Below are 15741 nucleotides of genomic sequence, written 5' to 3' on the forward strand. Positions count from 1 at the left end.
CACCACGCCCCGCGGCCCACGTACGATCCGGAAGGACCCCACCCATGGCCACGGACAGCAAGCACGTCACGATCATCGGAGCCGGTCTCGGCGGGCTCACCCTCGCCCGCGTCCTGCACCTCCACGGCATACCCGCCAGCGTCTACGAGGCCGAGTCCTCGCCGACCGCACGTGCGCAAGGCGGGCTGCTCGACATCCACGACTACAACGGCCAGCTCGCCGTCGAAGCGGCCGGCCTGATGGACGAGTTCCGCGCGCTCGTCCTGGAGGGCCACGAGGCCATGCGGATCCTCGAACCGGACGGCACCGTGCTGTTCGAGAAGGACGACGACGGCACGGGCGGCCGCCCGGAGGTCTACCGCGGCGAACTGCGACAGATCCTGCTGGACTCCCTCCCGGCCGGCACCGTCCACTGGGGCCACAAGGTCAGCGGCGCCCGCAGCCTCGGCGAAGGACGCCACGAGGTGACCTTCGCCGACGAATCCACCGTCGTCACCGACCTGCTGGTCGGCGCGGACGGCGCCTGGTCCCGGATCCGCCCACTGCTCTCCGCGGCCACACCCGCGTACTCCGGCAAGTCGGTCGTCGAGACCTACCTGTACGAGTCCGACACCCGGTACCCGGCCACGGCGAAGTCGGTCGGCGGCGGGATGATGATCTCGATGAAGCTGGGCCGGGAGCTCTTCGCGCACCGCGAGCGGGGCGGCACCCTGCACGCCTACGTGGGTCTCGAAGAGCCGCTGGAGTGGTTCGACGCCATCGACTTCACCGACGCCGCCGTCACCGAGCGCATCGCGGAGGAGTTCCACGGCTGGGCGCCCGAGCTCACCGCGCTGATCACCGAGGCCGACGACGCACCGACCCTGCGCCGCCTGTACACGCTGCCGACCGACCATCGGTGGGAGCGGGTGCCGGGTATCACTCTGCTGGGCGACGCGGCGCACCTCGCGCCCCCGAACGGCGAGGGCGCCAATCTGGCCATGGTGGACGGAGCCGAGCTGGGGCAGGCGATCGCCGCACACCCCGGCGACGTGGAAGCCGCGCTGACCGCGTACGAGCAGGCCATGTTCGCCCGCACCGCCGAGACCCACGGGGCCGACGATGACGACCACTCGCTGGAGGAGCTGATAGCCGAGCTTCACCGTGCGAAGGCGGCGGACGCCGCCGAATGATGCGGAAGTACGGAACCCGCCCGGCACGGTCCAGGGGGCGCTGGGCCGTGCCGGGCAGTCTGGGGGCGCGACGTCAGGCGGCGGTGCGCTGCCTGCGTCGCAGGGTGAGGTACGTGCCGGTGGCGCCGGTGGCGAGCAGCGCGGCCACACCGAGGCTCACCGGGAGCACCGGGAAGTCGTCGGTCGTCGCGGCCGTGTTCTCCATCGGCGGGCCCGGCGTGATGTGTGTCGTGACCGGGGCGACGGCGTGCAGGGCGCCTTCGGACTTCACCGAGCCGTCCGTGTTCAACAGCAGCTGTCTGTTGTTGGGGTGCTTGAAGTCGAACATGCCGGACAGCGGACCCGCGGTGGCGTCGAAGGAGTGGTCGCCGATCCGTCCTGTGTGCCAGTTGTTCTCGATGAAGCGGATGATGGACGCCTGGTCGGTCATGGTGTGGTCGACCTTGTTGACCTTGCTGTACGGGGAGATCACGAGCAGCGGTTGCCGGGTGCCGGGGCCGCAGCGGTCCTGGTAACCCCCGGCTGCCGCCGGGCCGTTCTGGCAGGCGGGGGAGTCGGCGGCCTTGCCGTTGGAGCCGACCGTGGTGTCCTTCGAACCGTTGCGCGGCGGGATGTAGGCGTGGTCGTACCAGCCGTCCGAGTCGTCGTACGCGACGACGATCGCGGTCGACTTCCACTGCGGCGAGCTCTGCACCGCGTTGATCTGGTTCACCAGGAAGTGCTGCTCGTCGACCGGGTCGGAGTAGCCGGCGTGCCCGTCCTGGTAAGCGCTGGCCTTGACCATGCTGACGGCCGGGAGGTGGCCCGCCTTCGCGGCGGCAGCGAAGTCGGTCAGGTCGTAATTGTGGTTGGCGCGGCCCGCGTGGCCGATCTCCGCGACGCTCGTGGGCGCCAGGTGGTGCGGGTTCGCCGTCGTCTTGTAGTAGGCGAACGGGTTGTGGTGCGGGCTGTAGTCGAGGGTCGACGCGCCGCCGACATTGGCGTGCGCGTCCTCGCACTTGGCGTACGAGCCGTCCTCGCCGTTCCACGCGGAGCTCGGCCGGAAGCCGCCCTGGAACCAACCCCAGGACACCTTGCGGGTGTTGAGCAGGTCGCCGATGTTCCTGCCCTGCATGGTGGCGAGCGCACTGGCCGCGGTGTGGTTCTTGTCGGAGCAGTCGTCGAACGACGGGTCCGGGTCATTGATCATCGTGCCGACGCCGTGCGCGTCCGGCGACTGGACCGCGGTCTTGTCGGGCGTATCGGTCTGCTTGGGGTTCTCGGTGCTGGAGGCCGGGTCGGTGGAGATGACTCCGTGCGTGTTCCCGGAGGCCAGGTTGATGGCTCCGGGCGTCGACGGGCCGTAGTTCGACCCGTAGGAGCGGTCGCTCAGGGAGTAGTGCTGCGCGTAGTTCCACAGCGCGGTGACGGTGTTGCCGTCGAAGTAGTCCATCGCCAGGCCCGGTTCGCCGAACAGGCCGCCGCTGCACTTGTCGACCTCGGTGTTCTGCACGAACTTGTCGGCCTTGCCGCCGTTGTACGCGTACTGCTCGGGACCGTAGGAATGGTTCTGGTCGCAGGTCACCGCGTGGTCCGGGGTCAGCCGCTTCGGGGTGTACTGGTTGGGGTTCTGCTTCAGCAGGCCCGCGTGCGCGAGGGTGTCGATGTTCTTCGGCGTGCCCTTGGCCGGCGTGAACTTCGTGCCGTCGGTGTTCGCGGCCTTCGGATACGTCGCGAAGTAGTGGTCGAAGGAGTTGTTCTCGTCGAAGAGCACGACCACGTGCTTGATGGGAGTGGCGGTGCCGGAGGCGTGCCCCGCGGGTGCGGCCGCCCACGTGGGGGAGGCCCCGCCGAGCACGGTGAGCGCGGCGGCTCCCGCCAACGCGCCCAGGCCTCGCACCACTGATCTCCCGGTCACCGATCCGCCGGTCACCGACCCGGATCTACGTGCCTTGCTGTCCATGGATGTGCGTCCTCCGACCCACGTCGACGGCGTGCATGCGCATGTACGGTGGCACTTGAGTGAACCCTGCATCTATATCAACGGGCAGATCTTGACCACCTGTTGACCGCTTGTGAGCGCAAGCTTTCCGTAGCGGTGAGGTCCGCTTGGGAGTTGCCTCAGGACAGCAGGGCTCGGCCGTACCAGTCGTCGGCGTCGCGCACGCCCGGCAGCGCGAAGAAATAGCCGCCGCCGAACGGGGAGATGTAGTCGGTGAGCGGTTCGCCCGCGAGCCGCTTCTGCACGGTCTCGAACTGCCGCCGCGGATCCTGTTGGTAGCAGGAGAACAGCAGGCCCATGTCGAGGTTGCCGTTGGCGTCCGTGCCCCGGTCGTAGTTGTAGGCGCGGCGCAGGATCCGTTGGCCCGCGGTGTTCGGGGTGCGGGGGTTGGCGAGCCGGATGTGGGCGTCCAGCGGGATGACGTCGCCCTTGGGGTCGTCGACGAACTTCGGGGTGTCGTGCTCCGCGTCACCGTCCAGCGGCGCGCCCGACGCGCGGGAACGCCCGAACATCCGCTCCTGCTCGCTGAGCGAGACGCGGTCCCAGAACTCCACCAACATCCGTATCAGCCGGACCACTTGGTAGCTGCCTCCGACGGCCCACTCCGGCTCACCGCCGTCCTTGCCGACCCACACCAGGCGGTCCATCGCGCGGGCGTCGGCGGTGTCCGGGTTGGCGGTGCCGTCCTTGAACCCCAGCAGATTGCGCGGCGTCCCCGAGGGGCGCGGCGGGCTGGTGAAGCCGTCCATGCGCCAGCGCACCTGCAGCACACCGCGCGTGTGCCGGGCGATGTCGCGCAGCGCGTGCAGCACCGTGTCGCGGTCGTCGGCGTGCAGTTGCAGGCTCAGGTCGCCGTGACACCAGTCGGGGCGGAGGTCGTCGTCGGGGAACGCGGGCATCGAGGTGAGCCGGCGCGGCCTGCGCCGGCCGAGCCCGAACCGCTCGTCGAACAGCGACTCCCCGACGCCCACGGTCACCGCGAGCGCCCCGCCCGGCAGCCGCTCGCCGAGGACCCCCGAGTCGGCCGGCGGCGCGGTGATTCCGGCGGGCTCCGGCGTCCCGCCCGAGGCGAGGAAGCGGCAGCGGTCGGTCAACGCCCTCAGCGCGTCCGCGAGTTCGGCCCGCCCGTCGGCGGTGACATCGAGGGAGACGAACGCGGTCGCCCGGCGCTGCGCCGCGACGACGGAGGCCTGCCGGACGCCGTGGAACGCGGCGACGGGTGCGGCCGGGATGTCGACCGGCCCTCCGACCGGGGCCGCGGCGCCGCCCGCGGTGAGCCCGACCCCGGCGAGTGCGGCACCCCGCAGCAGTCCCCGCCGCCCGACACCGCCCGCCCCGCTCACACCGTCCTCCGCGGATCGCACAGCGTCGCCACCGAGGCGAGGCGCTCGACGAGGTCCCCGAACCGGGCGTCGACGCGCTCGCGCCGCACCCGGCTCAGCTCCTCCAGTGGTGGCCAGTGGTCGTCGTGGCGCAGCCCGTCGAGGGTCTGCCCGGCCTGCTTCAAGTCCCGTTCCAGGGACGGGAGGTGGGCGTAGCGCCGGGTCAGGATCGGGTGCAGGCGGGAGAGGACCTCGCGGGTGCCGTCCACGTTGGCGCGGGCCGTGGCGAGATTGCTGCCGCTGCCGAAGTCCGTGCGCCCCGTCAGCTCGAACTGCACCGTGTTCTCCAGGATCTCGTGCGCCCGCAGGCCCAGTTGTACCGGGTCCATCCGGGCCTGCGCCCAGTCCTCGCGCAGCGCGGTGACCGCCTTCAGCAACGCGGCCGCAGGGGACCGCAGTTCGTGTGCCGACTGGCCGTGCCACAGCCCGTACTCGACGCGGTGGAAGCCGGTGAAGTCCTTGTCGTGGGCGCCGTCCGGCAGCCCGGCGTCCGTGCCGTTGATCCGCCCGTCGGCGTCGCCGAACGCGTCGTAGGCCGCGCCCATCCGCTCGTACTGGAGGTGGGCGGGCAGCCATGCGGTGCGGGCCGCGCCGAGGTCGCCCTCGTCGACGGCGTCGCGGAGCGTTCCCGTAAGGCGGACCACCTTGTCGAGCCCGTCGCCGACCCACTTCTGGTAGGCGATCGACGGCGGGATCAGGTCGTGCGTGGTGACCGGCGCGGCGGCGGGCCCCGAACGCCCCTTGCGGATACGGACCGTGGGACCGGTGACGGCGTCCGCGTCCTCGGGAAGACACTTGAACGCGTACGCGCCCCTGCCGAGCCGCACCGTCAACTCCCGTGTCGTGCCGGGACCGATGTCCTCCACCTCGCCGTACATGACGTGGCTGCGCGGATTCTCCAGGAACACCTCGGCGGAGGCGGCGGAGGTGTTGTGCAGCGCGAAGACCTGCACGCCCGGCGCGGGTGCGTCCCAGCCCTTGCCGCAGTGGCTCCCGGACACCTCGACCAGCGTGCGCGGCGGGCCGCCGGAGGAATCGCCGCGGTCGTGGTCACCCTGGGTGAGCGCGATGACATTGGCCACCAGCAGACACAGCAGCAGGACGAGTGCCCCGGTGAACAGCCACCGTTGTCTGCGCCGCCACCCGTCGCCGGGCCTCGACATCCGGGCCTCCCAAGGGGGTCGTACCGTGCGGGACGGCCCGATGCTAAGCGGCACACTCCACGCGAACAGCAGTCCCCCGAAAATCATGACCAAGAGTTGACGCGAGATCGTGTACACGCTCGTCCGCAAGGAGGTCCGCGCACGCCATGGCGCGTGTCCCGGCGTGTGATTGACTGGCTCGTATGGCCCCGCCCCTGTCTCTGCCCCCGCACTCGTCAGCCCGGTCATGACCGCGGAGCCGATGCCGGCCACTCGTCCCCGCAACCGCAGGCAGCTGATCGTCGAGGCGGCCGGGCGACTCTTCAGCGAACGCGGGTATCACGCGGCGTCCATGGAGGACATCGCCGCCGGAGTGGGCATCACCGCGGCGGCCCTGTACCGGCACTTCCCGAACAAGTACGCGCTGTTCTCCGAGTGCGCGCACGCCATGGTGGACGGGCTCGTCGCCACGCTCGACGAGCTGCCGCCCGAGGCGGACACGGCGGAGCTGCTCAGGGCCCTCGTCCGGATCACCGTGAAGCGCCGCGCGGAGGGTGGCGTGTACCGGTGGGAGGCCCGGTACCTCAACCGCGAGGACCGGGGGCTGCTCCGGGGCAAGTTCGCGCGCGTCGTCGGGCGGGTGACCGAGGCGGTGCGCAGGGAACATCCGGGCGGGCGCGTGGAGTTGCGTGTCGTGGCGGCGCTCGGCGCGATCGGCTCGATCACGATGCACCACACGTCCATCGCCCAACGCCGGGCCGAGGAACTGCTGTTGACGTGCGCCCTGCGGCTGGTCGAGCAGGACCCGGACCCCGCCCCGGCAGCCAAGGGGAGCGAGCGGGCCATCGAACTGCCGGCGCTCCCCGTGGCGCGCTCACGGCGCGCGGAGATCCTCGCGGCCGCCGTCCCGCTGTTCGCGCGGGACGGGTTCGCCAACGTCACGAACGGCCAGATCGCGGAGGCGGTGGGCCTGGCCCCGTCCGCGCTCTACCGCCACTACCCGGGCAAGGTCGACATCCTCGCGGCTGCCTGCCTGCAAGCGGCGGGACTGCTCGCCCAGGCGGTGGACCAGAACCTGGAGGGGACGGCCGACCCGCACGAGGCGGTGGCGGCGCTGGCGGCCACGTACGTGGCGTACAGCTTCGAGCACACTGCGCTGACGAGCGTCGCGGAGGCGGAGTTCATCGGCCTGCCGGACGAGCTGCGGCGCCCCTCGATCCTGGCGCAGCGCGAGCACATCGCCGTATGGGAACAGCAGTTGAGGGCGGCGCGCCCCGAGCTCGACCCGCGTCAGGCCCGCGTCCTGGTGCACGCCGGGTTCGGCGTCGTGGTCGAGGCCGGGCGGAGCATGCGGTGGCGGGACAGCCCCGAGCACCGCGCCACGGTGGCGGGACTTGTGGTGCGGGCGCTGGGGCTCTGAGCGGTGAGCCCCAACGCCCGCGTGGGGGAGTGGCTAGTCCTGCCGGTTGTGCGTCGGGATCACGATGGGTGTGGTCTGCCCCGATGCGCCCTTGTTCAGGAACGCCATGGCCAGCGCGCGGATGAACTGGTCGAACATGTAGAACGCGCTGGGCGCGATGGGGTTCAGTCCCTCACGGAAGAGGATGAAGGCCGGCCACACGGTGCGGATCAGCGTCGCCGATGCGTAGTCGCGCTTGAGCCCCAGCCAGTCGCCGATCTCGTTGCTGAGGACGTAGCGGACGAACTCGTTGAGGAACCCGCGCGTGACGCCGAGGTCGACCTGTGCGGTCAACCCGAGGAGATCCTCAGCGAGTTCGATGCCCTCGGTGGTGGGGGAGAGGATCGGTGTGAGTACCTGCGCCGACTGCTTGTCCGCCTCGTCCCACGACTTGGGGATGTACTCCGTGCGCACGCCGAGCAGGTGCAGGGCGACCTGCCAGCTGTGCAGGAAGGCCTCCTGGTCCTCGGCCGAGAACGGCACCTTCCAGTCGAGCAGCTTCCTGCGCACGAACGTGCCGAGGCTGTGGAAGGTGACCAGGATGTCGGCGTTGCTGATCGGGATCTTCTGGTCCGCGACCGCCGACCAGTGCGGGGACTGCGGCAGCATGTGCCGCACCGCGGCGTGCACCAGGCGCGTCTTGTTGGCGGTGACGACGAACTGGCCCTCGGGCTCGAAGCCCTTCAGTTGGGCCAGGTCGTAGCCGAACGTGAATGTTTTGGCCGCGCGATCCTGCATGTCGGCGCCGCCGGCGGACCAGTACACGCTCTTCGCCTCGCGCGGGATCACGGTGCTCATGATCCCGCTGCCGAGGCCGTAGAGCAGGAAGAGGTAGGTGTCCTTGCGCCGGTTGAAGTCGGCGGCGCGGGCGAGCTTCTTCGGATCCGCCCAGGACGGCAGCTTGTTGACACCCTGCAGATACGTGTGGAGTTCGGACGGCAGGCCGCTGGGCAGCGGGTCGCTGTTGTTCACCCACGGCCCCATCGCCTTGTTGACGGCAGGGACCTGACCGCTGGTGATGATCTTGGCCATCAGCGGGTCGATCTCGTCGTCCCACACGTACTCGGGGTCGGTGCCCGCTCCGGCGCCCGCGACCGAGCCCGTCGGCGACCAGGCCCATGCGTTGGTGGCCGTACCCGTCGCGCCCACGAGTCCCAGCGCGGCACCGAGCGACAGGATGTTTCTGCGGCTCAGATTTGTCATTGACTTACTCGCTTCCCTGGTTGGCCAGGCGGTTCAACAAGCCCGGATGTGCTGGGCGTTGGGGTTCTCCGCCACGCTTCAAATCTTGTTCCAGGATGTGATTTCTGATTAACATAGCGAGGCGCGCAGTCATCGACAAGAGAGTCGGCAAGAGTGCCGACAGGGCATCGAAGTGACCGGTGCGAACCGGAGCAGCGGTCCCGTACGAGCGAGGAGCCCGCATGAGCACGGACCAGGCCCGCCCCGCGTGGGTGACGGACGAGGCGATCGCGCGATGGTGCGGCGGGGTGCGCCGCGACGCGAAACGCGACGAGGTCGAGGCCCCCGAACCGCTGGCCGCGCTGGCGCCGTTCGACCTCTCGCCGATCGCGGCCGTTCCCACCTGCACCCCGGAGGATGTGGCGCAGGCGGTGGCGGGGGCCCGCGCCGCCCAGACGGCATGGGCGGGAACACCGGACAAGCGCCGCTCCGACCTCGTACTCGCCTTCCACGACCTGCTGTTGAAGCGGCAGGACCAGGCGCTCGACCTGATCCAGTGGGAGACGGGCAAGGCGCGCTACCACGCGTGGATGGAGGTGGCCCAGGTCGCGACGATCGCCCGGCACTACGCGCGGCGCGCCCGGCACTACTTGGCGACCCGCCGCGTACGCGGGATGATCCCCGGCGCGACGCGAGTCCAGGAGGTGCGGGTGCCGAAGGGAGTCGTCGGCATCATCTCGCCCTGGAACTACCCCCTCTACCTCGGCGTCGGCGACGTACTGCCCGCCCTCCTCGCCGGCAACGCCGTGGTGTCCAAGGCGGATTCACAGACCGCGCTGACCCTGCTGTGGACGCGGGCCCTGATGGCGGAGGCCGGGCTGCTCGCCGACCTGTGGCAGATCGTGACCGGCCCCGGCTCCGTGGTCGGCACGGCCCTCGTCGACGCCGCCGACTACGTCTGCTTCACCGGGTCGACCGCCACCGGACGCGCCGTCGGCGAACGCGCCACGCGCCGCCTGGTCGGCGCCTCCCTCGAACTCGGCGGCAAGAACCCGCTGATCGTGCGCGCGGACGCCGACGTCACGGCGGCCGCGGCCGGCACGGTGGCGGCCGCCTTCGCCAACACCGGGCAGATGTGCATCCACATCGAGCGCGTCTACGTACACGAGAAGATCTACGACACCTTCCGCGACGAACTCGTCCGCGCGACACGGGCGTTGCGCCTCGGCCGGCCCTACGACTACTCGGCGGACATCGGCTCCCTCACCTCGAAGGCGCAGCTCACGGCCGTCGAGTCCCATGTCGACGAGGCGGTGTGCCAGGGGGCGACGGTGCTCGCGGGCGGCAAGGCCCGCCCCGACATCGGCCCGCTCTTCTACGAACCCACCATCCTCGAAGGTGTCACACCGGAGATGGCGGTGTGCGGCGAGGAGACCTTCGGCCCGGTCGTCTCGCTCCACCCCTACGAGACCGACAATGAGGCCGTCGACCTGGCCAACCAGGGCAGTTACGGCCTCTCGGCGTCGATCTGGTCGAAGGACACCCGCGAGGCCGCCCGCCTCGCACGCCGGATCCGGTCCGGCTCGGTCAACATCAATGACGGCGCCGCCGCGGCCGCCGGCAGCATCGAGGCGGGGATGGGCGGCATGGGCGACAGCGGACTCGGCAGGCGCCACGGGGCCGAGGGGATCCGCAAGTACACCGAGAGCCAGACGATCGCCACGCAGCGGTTCCTCCCTCTCGGTCCGACAAAACCGGAGGAGAGCTCGGTGACATCTTTCATCCGCCGTACGAACGGCCAACTGGCCCTGCTGCGCAGGCTGGGGGTCCGATGAGCGGCGTGAACGAACGATGGAAGGCCCTGCGCGCGGTGGAGGGTCTGGTCGACCCGGCCGAACTCGACGCCCTGTGGGCCGACTTGGAGACGGTCGATGCGGCCTCGCTGATCGGCCCCTGGCGCGGATTCGCCTTCCTGACCGGCCATCCCATCGAGAAGGTGCTGGCCGCGAGCCGCTGGCACGGCAAGCGGTTCGACGCGCTCGACGACGCGAAGCCACTGATCTGCCGCGCCGAGGACGGCAGCCTCTACTCCGACACCAAGGCGGGCCGCGGCGAGGCCAGCCTGTGGAACATCGAGTTCCGCGGCGAGGTGACCGCCACGATGGTGTACGACGGTATGCCCGTGTTCGACCACTTCAAGCGGGTCGACGACAGCACGCTCATGGGCGTGATGAACGGCAAGCCGGGTGTCGTGCTCGTGGACGGCCGGCACTTCTACTTCGGCCTGGAACGCGAAACACCGGACCGGAAACGCGAAACACCGGACCTGGAACGCGAAACCCCGGACCGCACATGAAGGCCTCGGTGCTGCTCTCGCGCGGCGCCGCGCCCAGCGCACTCGTCGAGGCCGAACTCGACGACCCACGTCCGCACGAGGTGCTCGTCCGGATCGAGGCGGTCGGCCTCTGCCACACCGACCTCGCCACCCGGAAGGCGCTCGGCGACCGCCCGGCGGTGCTCGGCCACGAGGGCTGCGGCGTCGTCGAGCGCCTTGGGTCGGGGGTCGCCGGCCTGGAGGTGGGGGACCGGGTCGTGCTGTCGTTCGCGCACTGTGGCCGCTGCGGCCAGTGCCGGTCAGGACACCCCGCCTACTGCGACCTCGCGATCAGCCTCAACAACTCGGGACGACGCGCGGACGGAACACCCACCATCCGCGTGGACGGTGTCCCGGTCTTCGGCTCCTTCTTCGGCCAGTCGTCCTTCGCCACGGCCGCGCTCGTCGACGCCCGTTCCTGCGTGCCGGTCGGCGACGTACCGCCGTGGGTCGCCGCCCCGCTGGGCTGCGGGTTCCTGACCGGCGCGGGCGCGGTCCTCAACGTCCTGCGACCGGGTCCCGGCGACCGGCTTCTGGTGGTCGGAGCGGGCGCGGTCGGCACCGCGGCCGTGCTGACCGCGCTGTCCGAGGGGGCGGAGGTCGTGGTCGCGGAGCCGGTGGCCGCGCGCCGCGAACTGGCAAGCCGGTACGGCGCGTTGGCGGTGCCCTCACTGGACGACCCGCTCCCCTCGGTGACCCACGTCCTCGACACCACCGGCCGTCCGGAGCTCTTGACCCGCGCCCTGTCGCTGCTCCAGCCACGCGGCACGCTCGCCGTGGTCGGCCTCGGGCCCGCGACGGCCGAGATCGACGGGCGGGACCTGATGCTGCGGGGGCTCCAACTCCGGGGCTGCGTCGAGGGGGACGCGGAACCGGCGCAGCTCGTACCGGAGTTGATCGGGCGCTACGAGAAGGGGCGGCTGCCGCTGGACGAGCTGGTGACGACGTACGGGCTGGGGGAGTTCGACCGGGCGGTGGCGGAGCAGAGGGAGGGAAAGGTGCTGAAGGCCGTTCTGATTCCGGGGAGTTGACGGCGAGCGGCTGACGGACGAGTGGATGACGGGCGACCGTCGGACGGGCTCCACAGCTGATGGGCTGAACGGCTGACGGTGTGTCACTCAGGCGTGATGGTCCACCGGGATGTGCCCCCGGGCGCGCCCTTCATCGTCCAGCAGGCGCCCCATCCGCTTGGCGGTCAGCAGGGTGACATCACGGCGCAGGATTCGGGCACCGGCGAGCCGGGAGCCGAGGCGGACCTCGAACCCGGCGGCATCGCTCAGCGAGCGCGCCCAGGTCGACACCAGCAGATTGGCCTCCCCGGTCACCGCCATGCACAGCCGGACCCCGGGCAGCGCGGCCACCAGGTGCCCCGCCGCGTCCAGTTCGGCGGAGGGCACGGCGACCCGGTACGTGCTGATGACCGGTCGGCCCGCCGCCAGATGGGACACGTCGCAGCGGATCCTGACCTGGCCCGAGGCCAGCATCCGGGCAAGCCGGCGGCGGACCGTCGCCTCGCTGGTGCCGGTGTCCCGGGCAAGATCGCTGTAGGGGCGGCGGGCATCGTGGGACAGCGCGCGGAGCAGCGCACGGTCGGCGGCGCCGTGCTGCGGGGCCGCCGACCGATCCGCCGCGGCGGACGTCAGGCGGGAGCGCTGGCCCCGGTCGAGCGCGTGCACCTTCCAGTCCGCGCCTTCCCGGTAACTGTGCAGCACCACGGAGAGTTGGACGTCGCGCGCGCCCGGAAGACCGGCGAGCGGGCCGTCGGCGAAGCGCGTCAGGGCCGCCGTACCGGAGCAGGACAAGGTGAGGAAGAGGGCGCCGTCGGTGCCGGTGGTGCCGCCGCCGGTGGTGCGCTCGACACTGGCCACGCGCGGGTCCGCGCACGCCGCTTCCGTGGCGGCGGCCAGGCTGCCGGGAGCCACGGCCACATCGGCGAAGGCCATGCACAGGCGCTGCCCCCGCCCGTGCCGCTCCCACGTCTCGTACGCGGTGCTCCAGGCGAGCCCGGAGGCACGCAGCCGGTCCCAACGGCGGGCGGCGGTGGTGGCGTCGATGCCGAGGACCGCGCCGATCCGCGACCACGGGGCACGGGGGCTGGTCTGCAGGGCGTCGACGAGCGCCATGTCCGTCTCGTCGAGGTCGTCGTACATGTCGGCAGTCGGAGAGACGGAATCCTGCGCCTCTAGGGCGATGGATTCCGGCATCGGTGCGGGGGCGGACGGCATGGCGACCATTGTGGGGCCACTCGCACCCGCCCGTACGGCGGCCCCGACACAGGGGCGTACGCCCGCCGTACGGATGTGCGCGCCGGCCCGGACGCAGACCCGTTCGCAAGGCCAGGCGTGCGCGCCCACCCCCAGTCGCGACACACACCGTGGAGCCGCCGTGAGCGCCACCGATTCACCTACCGACGCGCCCGCCGCGCACCCCGCGCCCACCGAGGGCCGGGTCCGGCTCGACCGGGCCGCGAAGACGACCGTCGGGCTGCTGTTCCTGGCCTGGATCGTCGACTACATCGACCGGCTCGTGATCAACCTCGCGCTGCCGCACATCGGCACCGAGTTCGGCATCGACCGCACCCAGCAGGGCATGGTCCTCTCCGCGTTCTTCCTGGCCTACGCGGCGTGCCAGATCCCCGGCGGACTGCTCGCCGACCGGTTCGGATCCAAGCGGATCCTGCTGTGGGCGATGCTGATCTGGTCGGTGTTCACGGCGCTGACCGGAACCGCCTGGTCGTTCGCGGCGCTCGTCGTGATCCGGGTGCTGTTCGGCGCGGGGCAGGGCGTCTTCCCCGCCGCCGCGATGAAGGCCGTCGCCGAACGCACCGGATCCCGCGATCGGATGACGGCGAGCGGCTGGATCTCCTCGTCCAACTCCTTCGGCGCGGTCGTCGCGCCGCTGATCGCGGGACCCGTCATCGCCCTGTGGGGCTGGCGCATGTCGTTCTACGCCGTCGCGGGACTCGGCGTCGCGACCTTCGTCCTCGTACAACTGCTGCTTCCGCCGGTGCGGCCGACCGCGCAGACAGAGGCCGCCGGGGGCGGCGGCGGAACGCGTGCGCTGCTCGTCACCCCGGCGATGTGGCTGTACGTGGGGATGCTGTTCGGCTACGGCATGCTCGCCTGGGGCCTCAACTCCTGGGTGCCGTCGTATCTGCAGACCGAGCGCGGGCTCTCGCTGGAGAGTTCGGGCCTGCTCACGGCGCTGCCCGCGCTGTTCGGCGGAATCGCCATGATTCTCAGCGGCTGGTGCGCGGACAGGCTGAAGGGCCGCCCCGCGGTTCTGGTCGCGCCGTCCATGACCGTCGCCGGTGTGGCGGTGCTCGCGATGACGCAGGCCGAAGGTCTGGTCGCGTTCGAGACGCTGCTGTGTCTCGCCTTCGCCGCCTGCACGTTCTGCTTCACGCCGATCTTCGCGGTGCCGCTGCGGACGCTGTCGACGCGGCTGAGCGGCGCGGCCTCGGGAATGATCAACTTCGGCGGCCAGTCCGCGGGCATCCTGGTGCCGATGCTGATGGGATATCTCGCGGACACCTACTCGTTCACCGTCGCCTTCGCCGTCCTCGCCCTCGGGGCGGCGCTCACCGCCTGCCTCGCGCTGCTGGCCCCGCAGACCTCCGAGACCCTGCGCTCCCGACTCGGCCCCGCCGTCCGGGACTGACAACCGGCCCTCCCAACTCAGCGAAGGAGCTTTGCCGCATGACCCCCTCCACGTCACCCGCCCCCGCCTGCCCGGTCGATCCCGCCCGGCTCACGCTGCCCGCCGGCACCCCCGCCGACGAGGGGCTGCCGCAGCTGCTGCCCGCCCTGGGCGAGCTCTACCGGGACCTGCACGCCCACCCCGAGCTGTCGATGCACGAGACCCGCACCGCCGAGATCATCGCGACCGTGCTGCGCGCGCAGGGCTGGGAGGTCACGGAGCACGTCGGCACCACCGGCGTCGTCGGCACGCTCACCAACGGCGAGGGCCCCACGGTCCTGCTCCGCGCCGACACCGACGGGCTGCCGCTGGCCGAGGACACGGGCCTGCCCTACGCGTCGACCGACACCGCGACGGGGCCCGACGGCCACGAGGTCCCGGTGATGCACGGCTGCGGCCACGACCATCACGTCACCGCGCTGCTCGGAGCGACCGCGCTGTACGCGGCGGACCGCGCCAGCTGGCGCGGCACGCTGCTCGCCGTCTTCCAGCCCGGCGAGGAGATCGCGGCGGGCGCGCAGGCCATGGTCGACGACGGCTTCGCGGACCGCTTCCCGCGCCCGGACGTCTGCCTCGGCCAGCACGTCAGCCCGCTGCCGACCGGCACGGTCGCGCTGCGCCCCGGCACGACCATGTCGGCCGCGGACAGCTTCCGCATCCGCCTGTTCGGCTCCGGGGGACACGGCTCGCAGCCCGAGCTGACGGTCGACCCGATCGTGCTCGGCGCGCACGTGGTGACCCGGTTGCAGACGGTGGTGTCCCGGGAGATCGCGGCCCAGGACGCGGCCGTGGTGACGGTCGGCTCGTTCCGGGCGGGACACAAGGAGAACATCATCCCGGACAGCGCCGAACTCAAGGTCAACGTCCGGACCTTCGACCCCGAGGTACGCGAGCGGGTCCTCGCCGCGATCGAGCGGATCGTGCGCGGCGAGGCGCAGACCGCGGGCGCCCCGCGCGAGCCGGAGTTCGAGCCGCTCAACGCCTTCCCGCTCACCGTCAACGACGACGACGCCACCGAGCGCGCACGCGCCGCCCTGCTGGCGGTCTACGGGGAGGAGGGCGTCCAGCACATGGCGCGCCCGCTCTCCGGCAGCGAGGACTTCGGCATCTTCGGCACGACCCTCGACTGCCCGTCGGTGTTCTGGATGTGGGGCAGCTTCGACCCCAAGCTCTACGAGGGTGAGGACCCGACGCGGCCGCGTCCTGGCATCCCCGGCAACCACTCGCCGCGCTTCGCCCCGCAGGCGGAGCCGGTCATCGAGTACGGGGTGCGCGGGCTGCGCGCGGTGGCCGCCGAGTTCAACGGCCCGGGAGCCTGACGGCGCCGCGGGGAGGCCCGGCCTCCCCGCG

12 protein-coding genes are annotated in these 15741 nt (G+C 71.4%); 7 read left to right on the forward strand and 5 right to left on the reverse strand.

Translation table 11 applies throughout. The features are described from left to right. Nucleotides 1–44 precede the first annotated feature (44 nt). Nucleotides 45–1172 carry an FAD-dependent oxidoreductase gene (locus tag OG746_RS42390; RefSeq protein ID WP_266724492.1) on the forward strand — a complete coding sequence of 376 codons (1128 nt, stop codon included), beginning with the start codon at nt 45–47 and terminating at the stop codon, nt 1170–1172. Nucleotides 1173–1245: 73 nt separating this feature from the next. Here OG746_RS42390 and OG746_RS42395 read toward each other — a convergent pair whose 3' ends face one another. From OG746_RS42395 to OG746_RS42405, 3 genes are all read right to left on the reverse strand, one after another. After that, nucleotides 1246–3114, reverse strand: a complete 1869-nt coding sequence (locus OG746_RS42395) for a phospholipase C (protein ID WP_524540534.1) — start codon at nt 3112–3114, stop codon at nt 1246–1248. A gap of 158 nt (nt 3115–3272) precedes the next feature. Further along, entirely contained in the window at nt 3273–4517 is a 1245-nt protein-coding gene (gene efeB, locus OG746_RS42400) for an iron uptake transporter deferrochelatase/peroxidase subunit (RefSeq protein ID WP_266724494.1), read from the reverse strand. Further along, entirely contained in the window at nt 4493–5698 is a 1206-nt protein-coding gene (locus OG746_RS42405; RefSeq protein WP_266724496.1) for an EfeM/EfeO family lipoprotein, read from the reverse strand. The genes efeB and OG746_RS42405 overlap by 25 nt, the downstream gene beginning before the upstream one ends. A 226-nt stretch (nt 5699–5924) precedes the next feature. Here OG746_RS42405 and OG746_RS42410 point away from each other — a divergent pair, with 226 nt between their 5' ends. After that, nucleotides 5925–7097 carry a TetR/AcrR family transcriptional regulator gene (locus OG746_RS42410; RefSeq protein WP_266724498.1) on the forward strand — a complete coding sequence of 391 codons (1173 nt, stop codon included), beginning with the start codon at nt 5925–5927 and terminating at the stop codon, nt 7095–7097. A 33-nt stretch (nt 7098–7130) separates the two neighbouring features. Here the strand turns inward: OG746_RS42410 and OG746_RS42415 are convergent, their stop codons facing one another. Continuing rightward, on the reverse strand, nt 7131–8339 hold the full coding sequence (locus tag OG746_RS42415; RefSeq protein WP_266724500.1) for an oxygenase MpaB family protein: 1209 nt from the start codon (nt 8337–8339) through the stop codon (nt 7131–7133). A gap of 221 nt (nt 8340–8560) precedes the next feature. On the opposite strand from OG746_RS42415, the gene OG746_RS42420 reads away from it, so the two are divergent. Genes OG746_RS42420 through OG746_RS42430 form a run of 3 tightly spaced genes read left to right on the forward strand, consistent with a single transcriptional unit; the run spans nt 8561 to nt 11723 of the window. Further along, nucleotides 8561–10153, forward strand: coding sequence for a succinic semialdehyde dehydrogenase (locus OG746_RS42420; protein ID WP_266724502.1), 1593 nt, complete (start codon nt 8561–8563; stop codon nt 10151–10153). After that, nucleotides 10150–10674, forward strand: a complete 525-nt coding sequence (locus OG746_RS42425; protein WP_266724504.1) for a DUF4334 domain-containing protein — start codon at nt 10150–10152, stop codon at nt 10672–10674. The genes OG746_RS42420 and OG746_RS42425 overlap by 4 nt, the downstream gene beginning before the upstream one ends. Then, nucleotides 10671–11723: an NAD(P)-dependent alcohol dehydrogenase gene (locus OG746_RS42430; protein WP_266724506.1), complete on the forward strand. Its 1053-nt coding sequence runs from the start codon at nt 10671–10673 to the stop codon at nt 11721–11723. The genes OG746_RS42425 and OG746_RS42430 overlap by 4 nt, the downstream gene beginning before the upstream one ends. Nucleotides 11724–11810: 87 nt before the next feature. Here OG746_RS42430 and OG746_RS42435 read toward each other — a convergent pair whose 3' ends face one another. Further along, nucleotides 11811–12917 (reverse strand): Lrp/AsnC family transcriptional regulator, encoded by a 1107-nt coding sequence (locus tag OG746_RS42435; protein WP_266724508.1) that lies wholly within the window; start codon nt 12915–12917, stop codon nt 11811–11813. 160 nt (nt 12918–13077) lie between these two features. Between OG746_RS42435 and OG746_RS42440 the strand changes: the two genes are divergently transcribed. Beyond that, nucleotides 13078–14352, forward strand: a complete 1275-nt coding sequence (locus tag OG746_RS42440; protein ID WP_266724510.1) for an MFS transporter — start codon at nt 13078–13080, stop codon at nt 14350–14352. A 38-nt stretch (nt 14353–14390) separates the two neighbouring features. Continuing rightward, nucleotides 14391–15710: an amidohydrolase gene (locus OG746_RS42445; RefSeq protein WP_266724511.1), complete on the forward strand. Its 1320-nt coding sequence runs from the start codon at nt 14391–14393 to the stop codon at nt 15708–15710. Nucleotides 15711–15741: the final 31 nt, after the last annotated feature.

This window comes from Streptomyces sp. NBC_01016 (genome assembly GCF_026341035.1).
Lineage (GTDB): Bacteria > Actinomycetota > Actinomycetes > Streptomycetales > Streptomycetaceae > Streptomyces.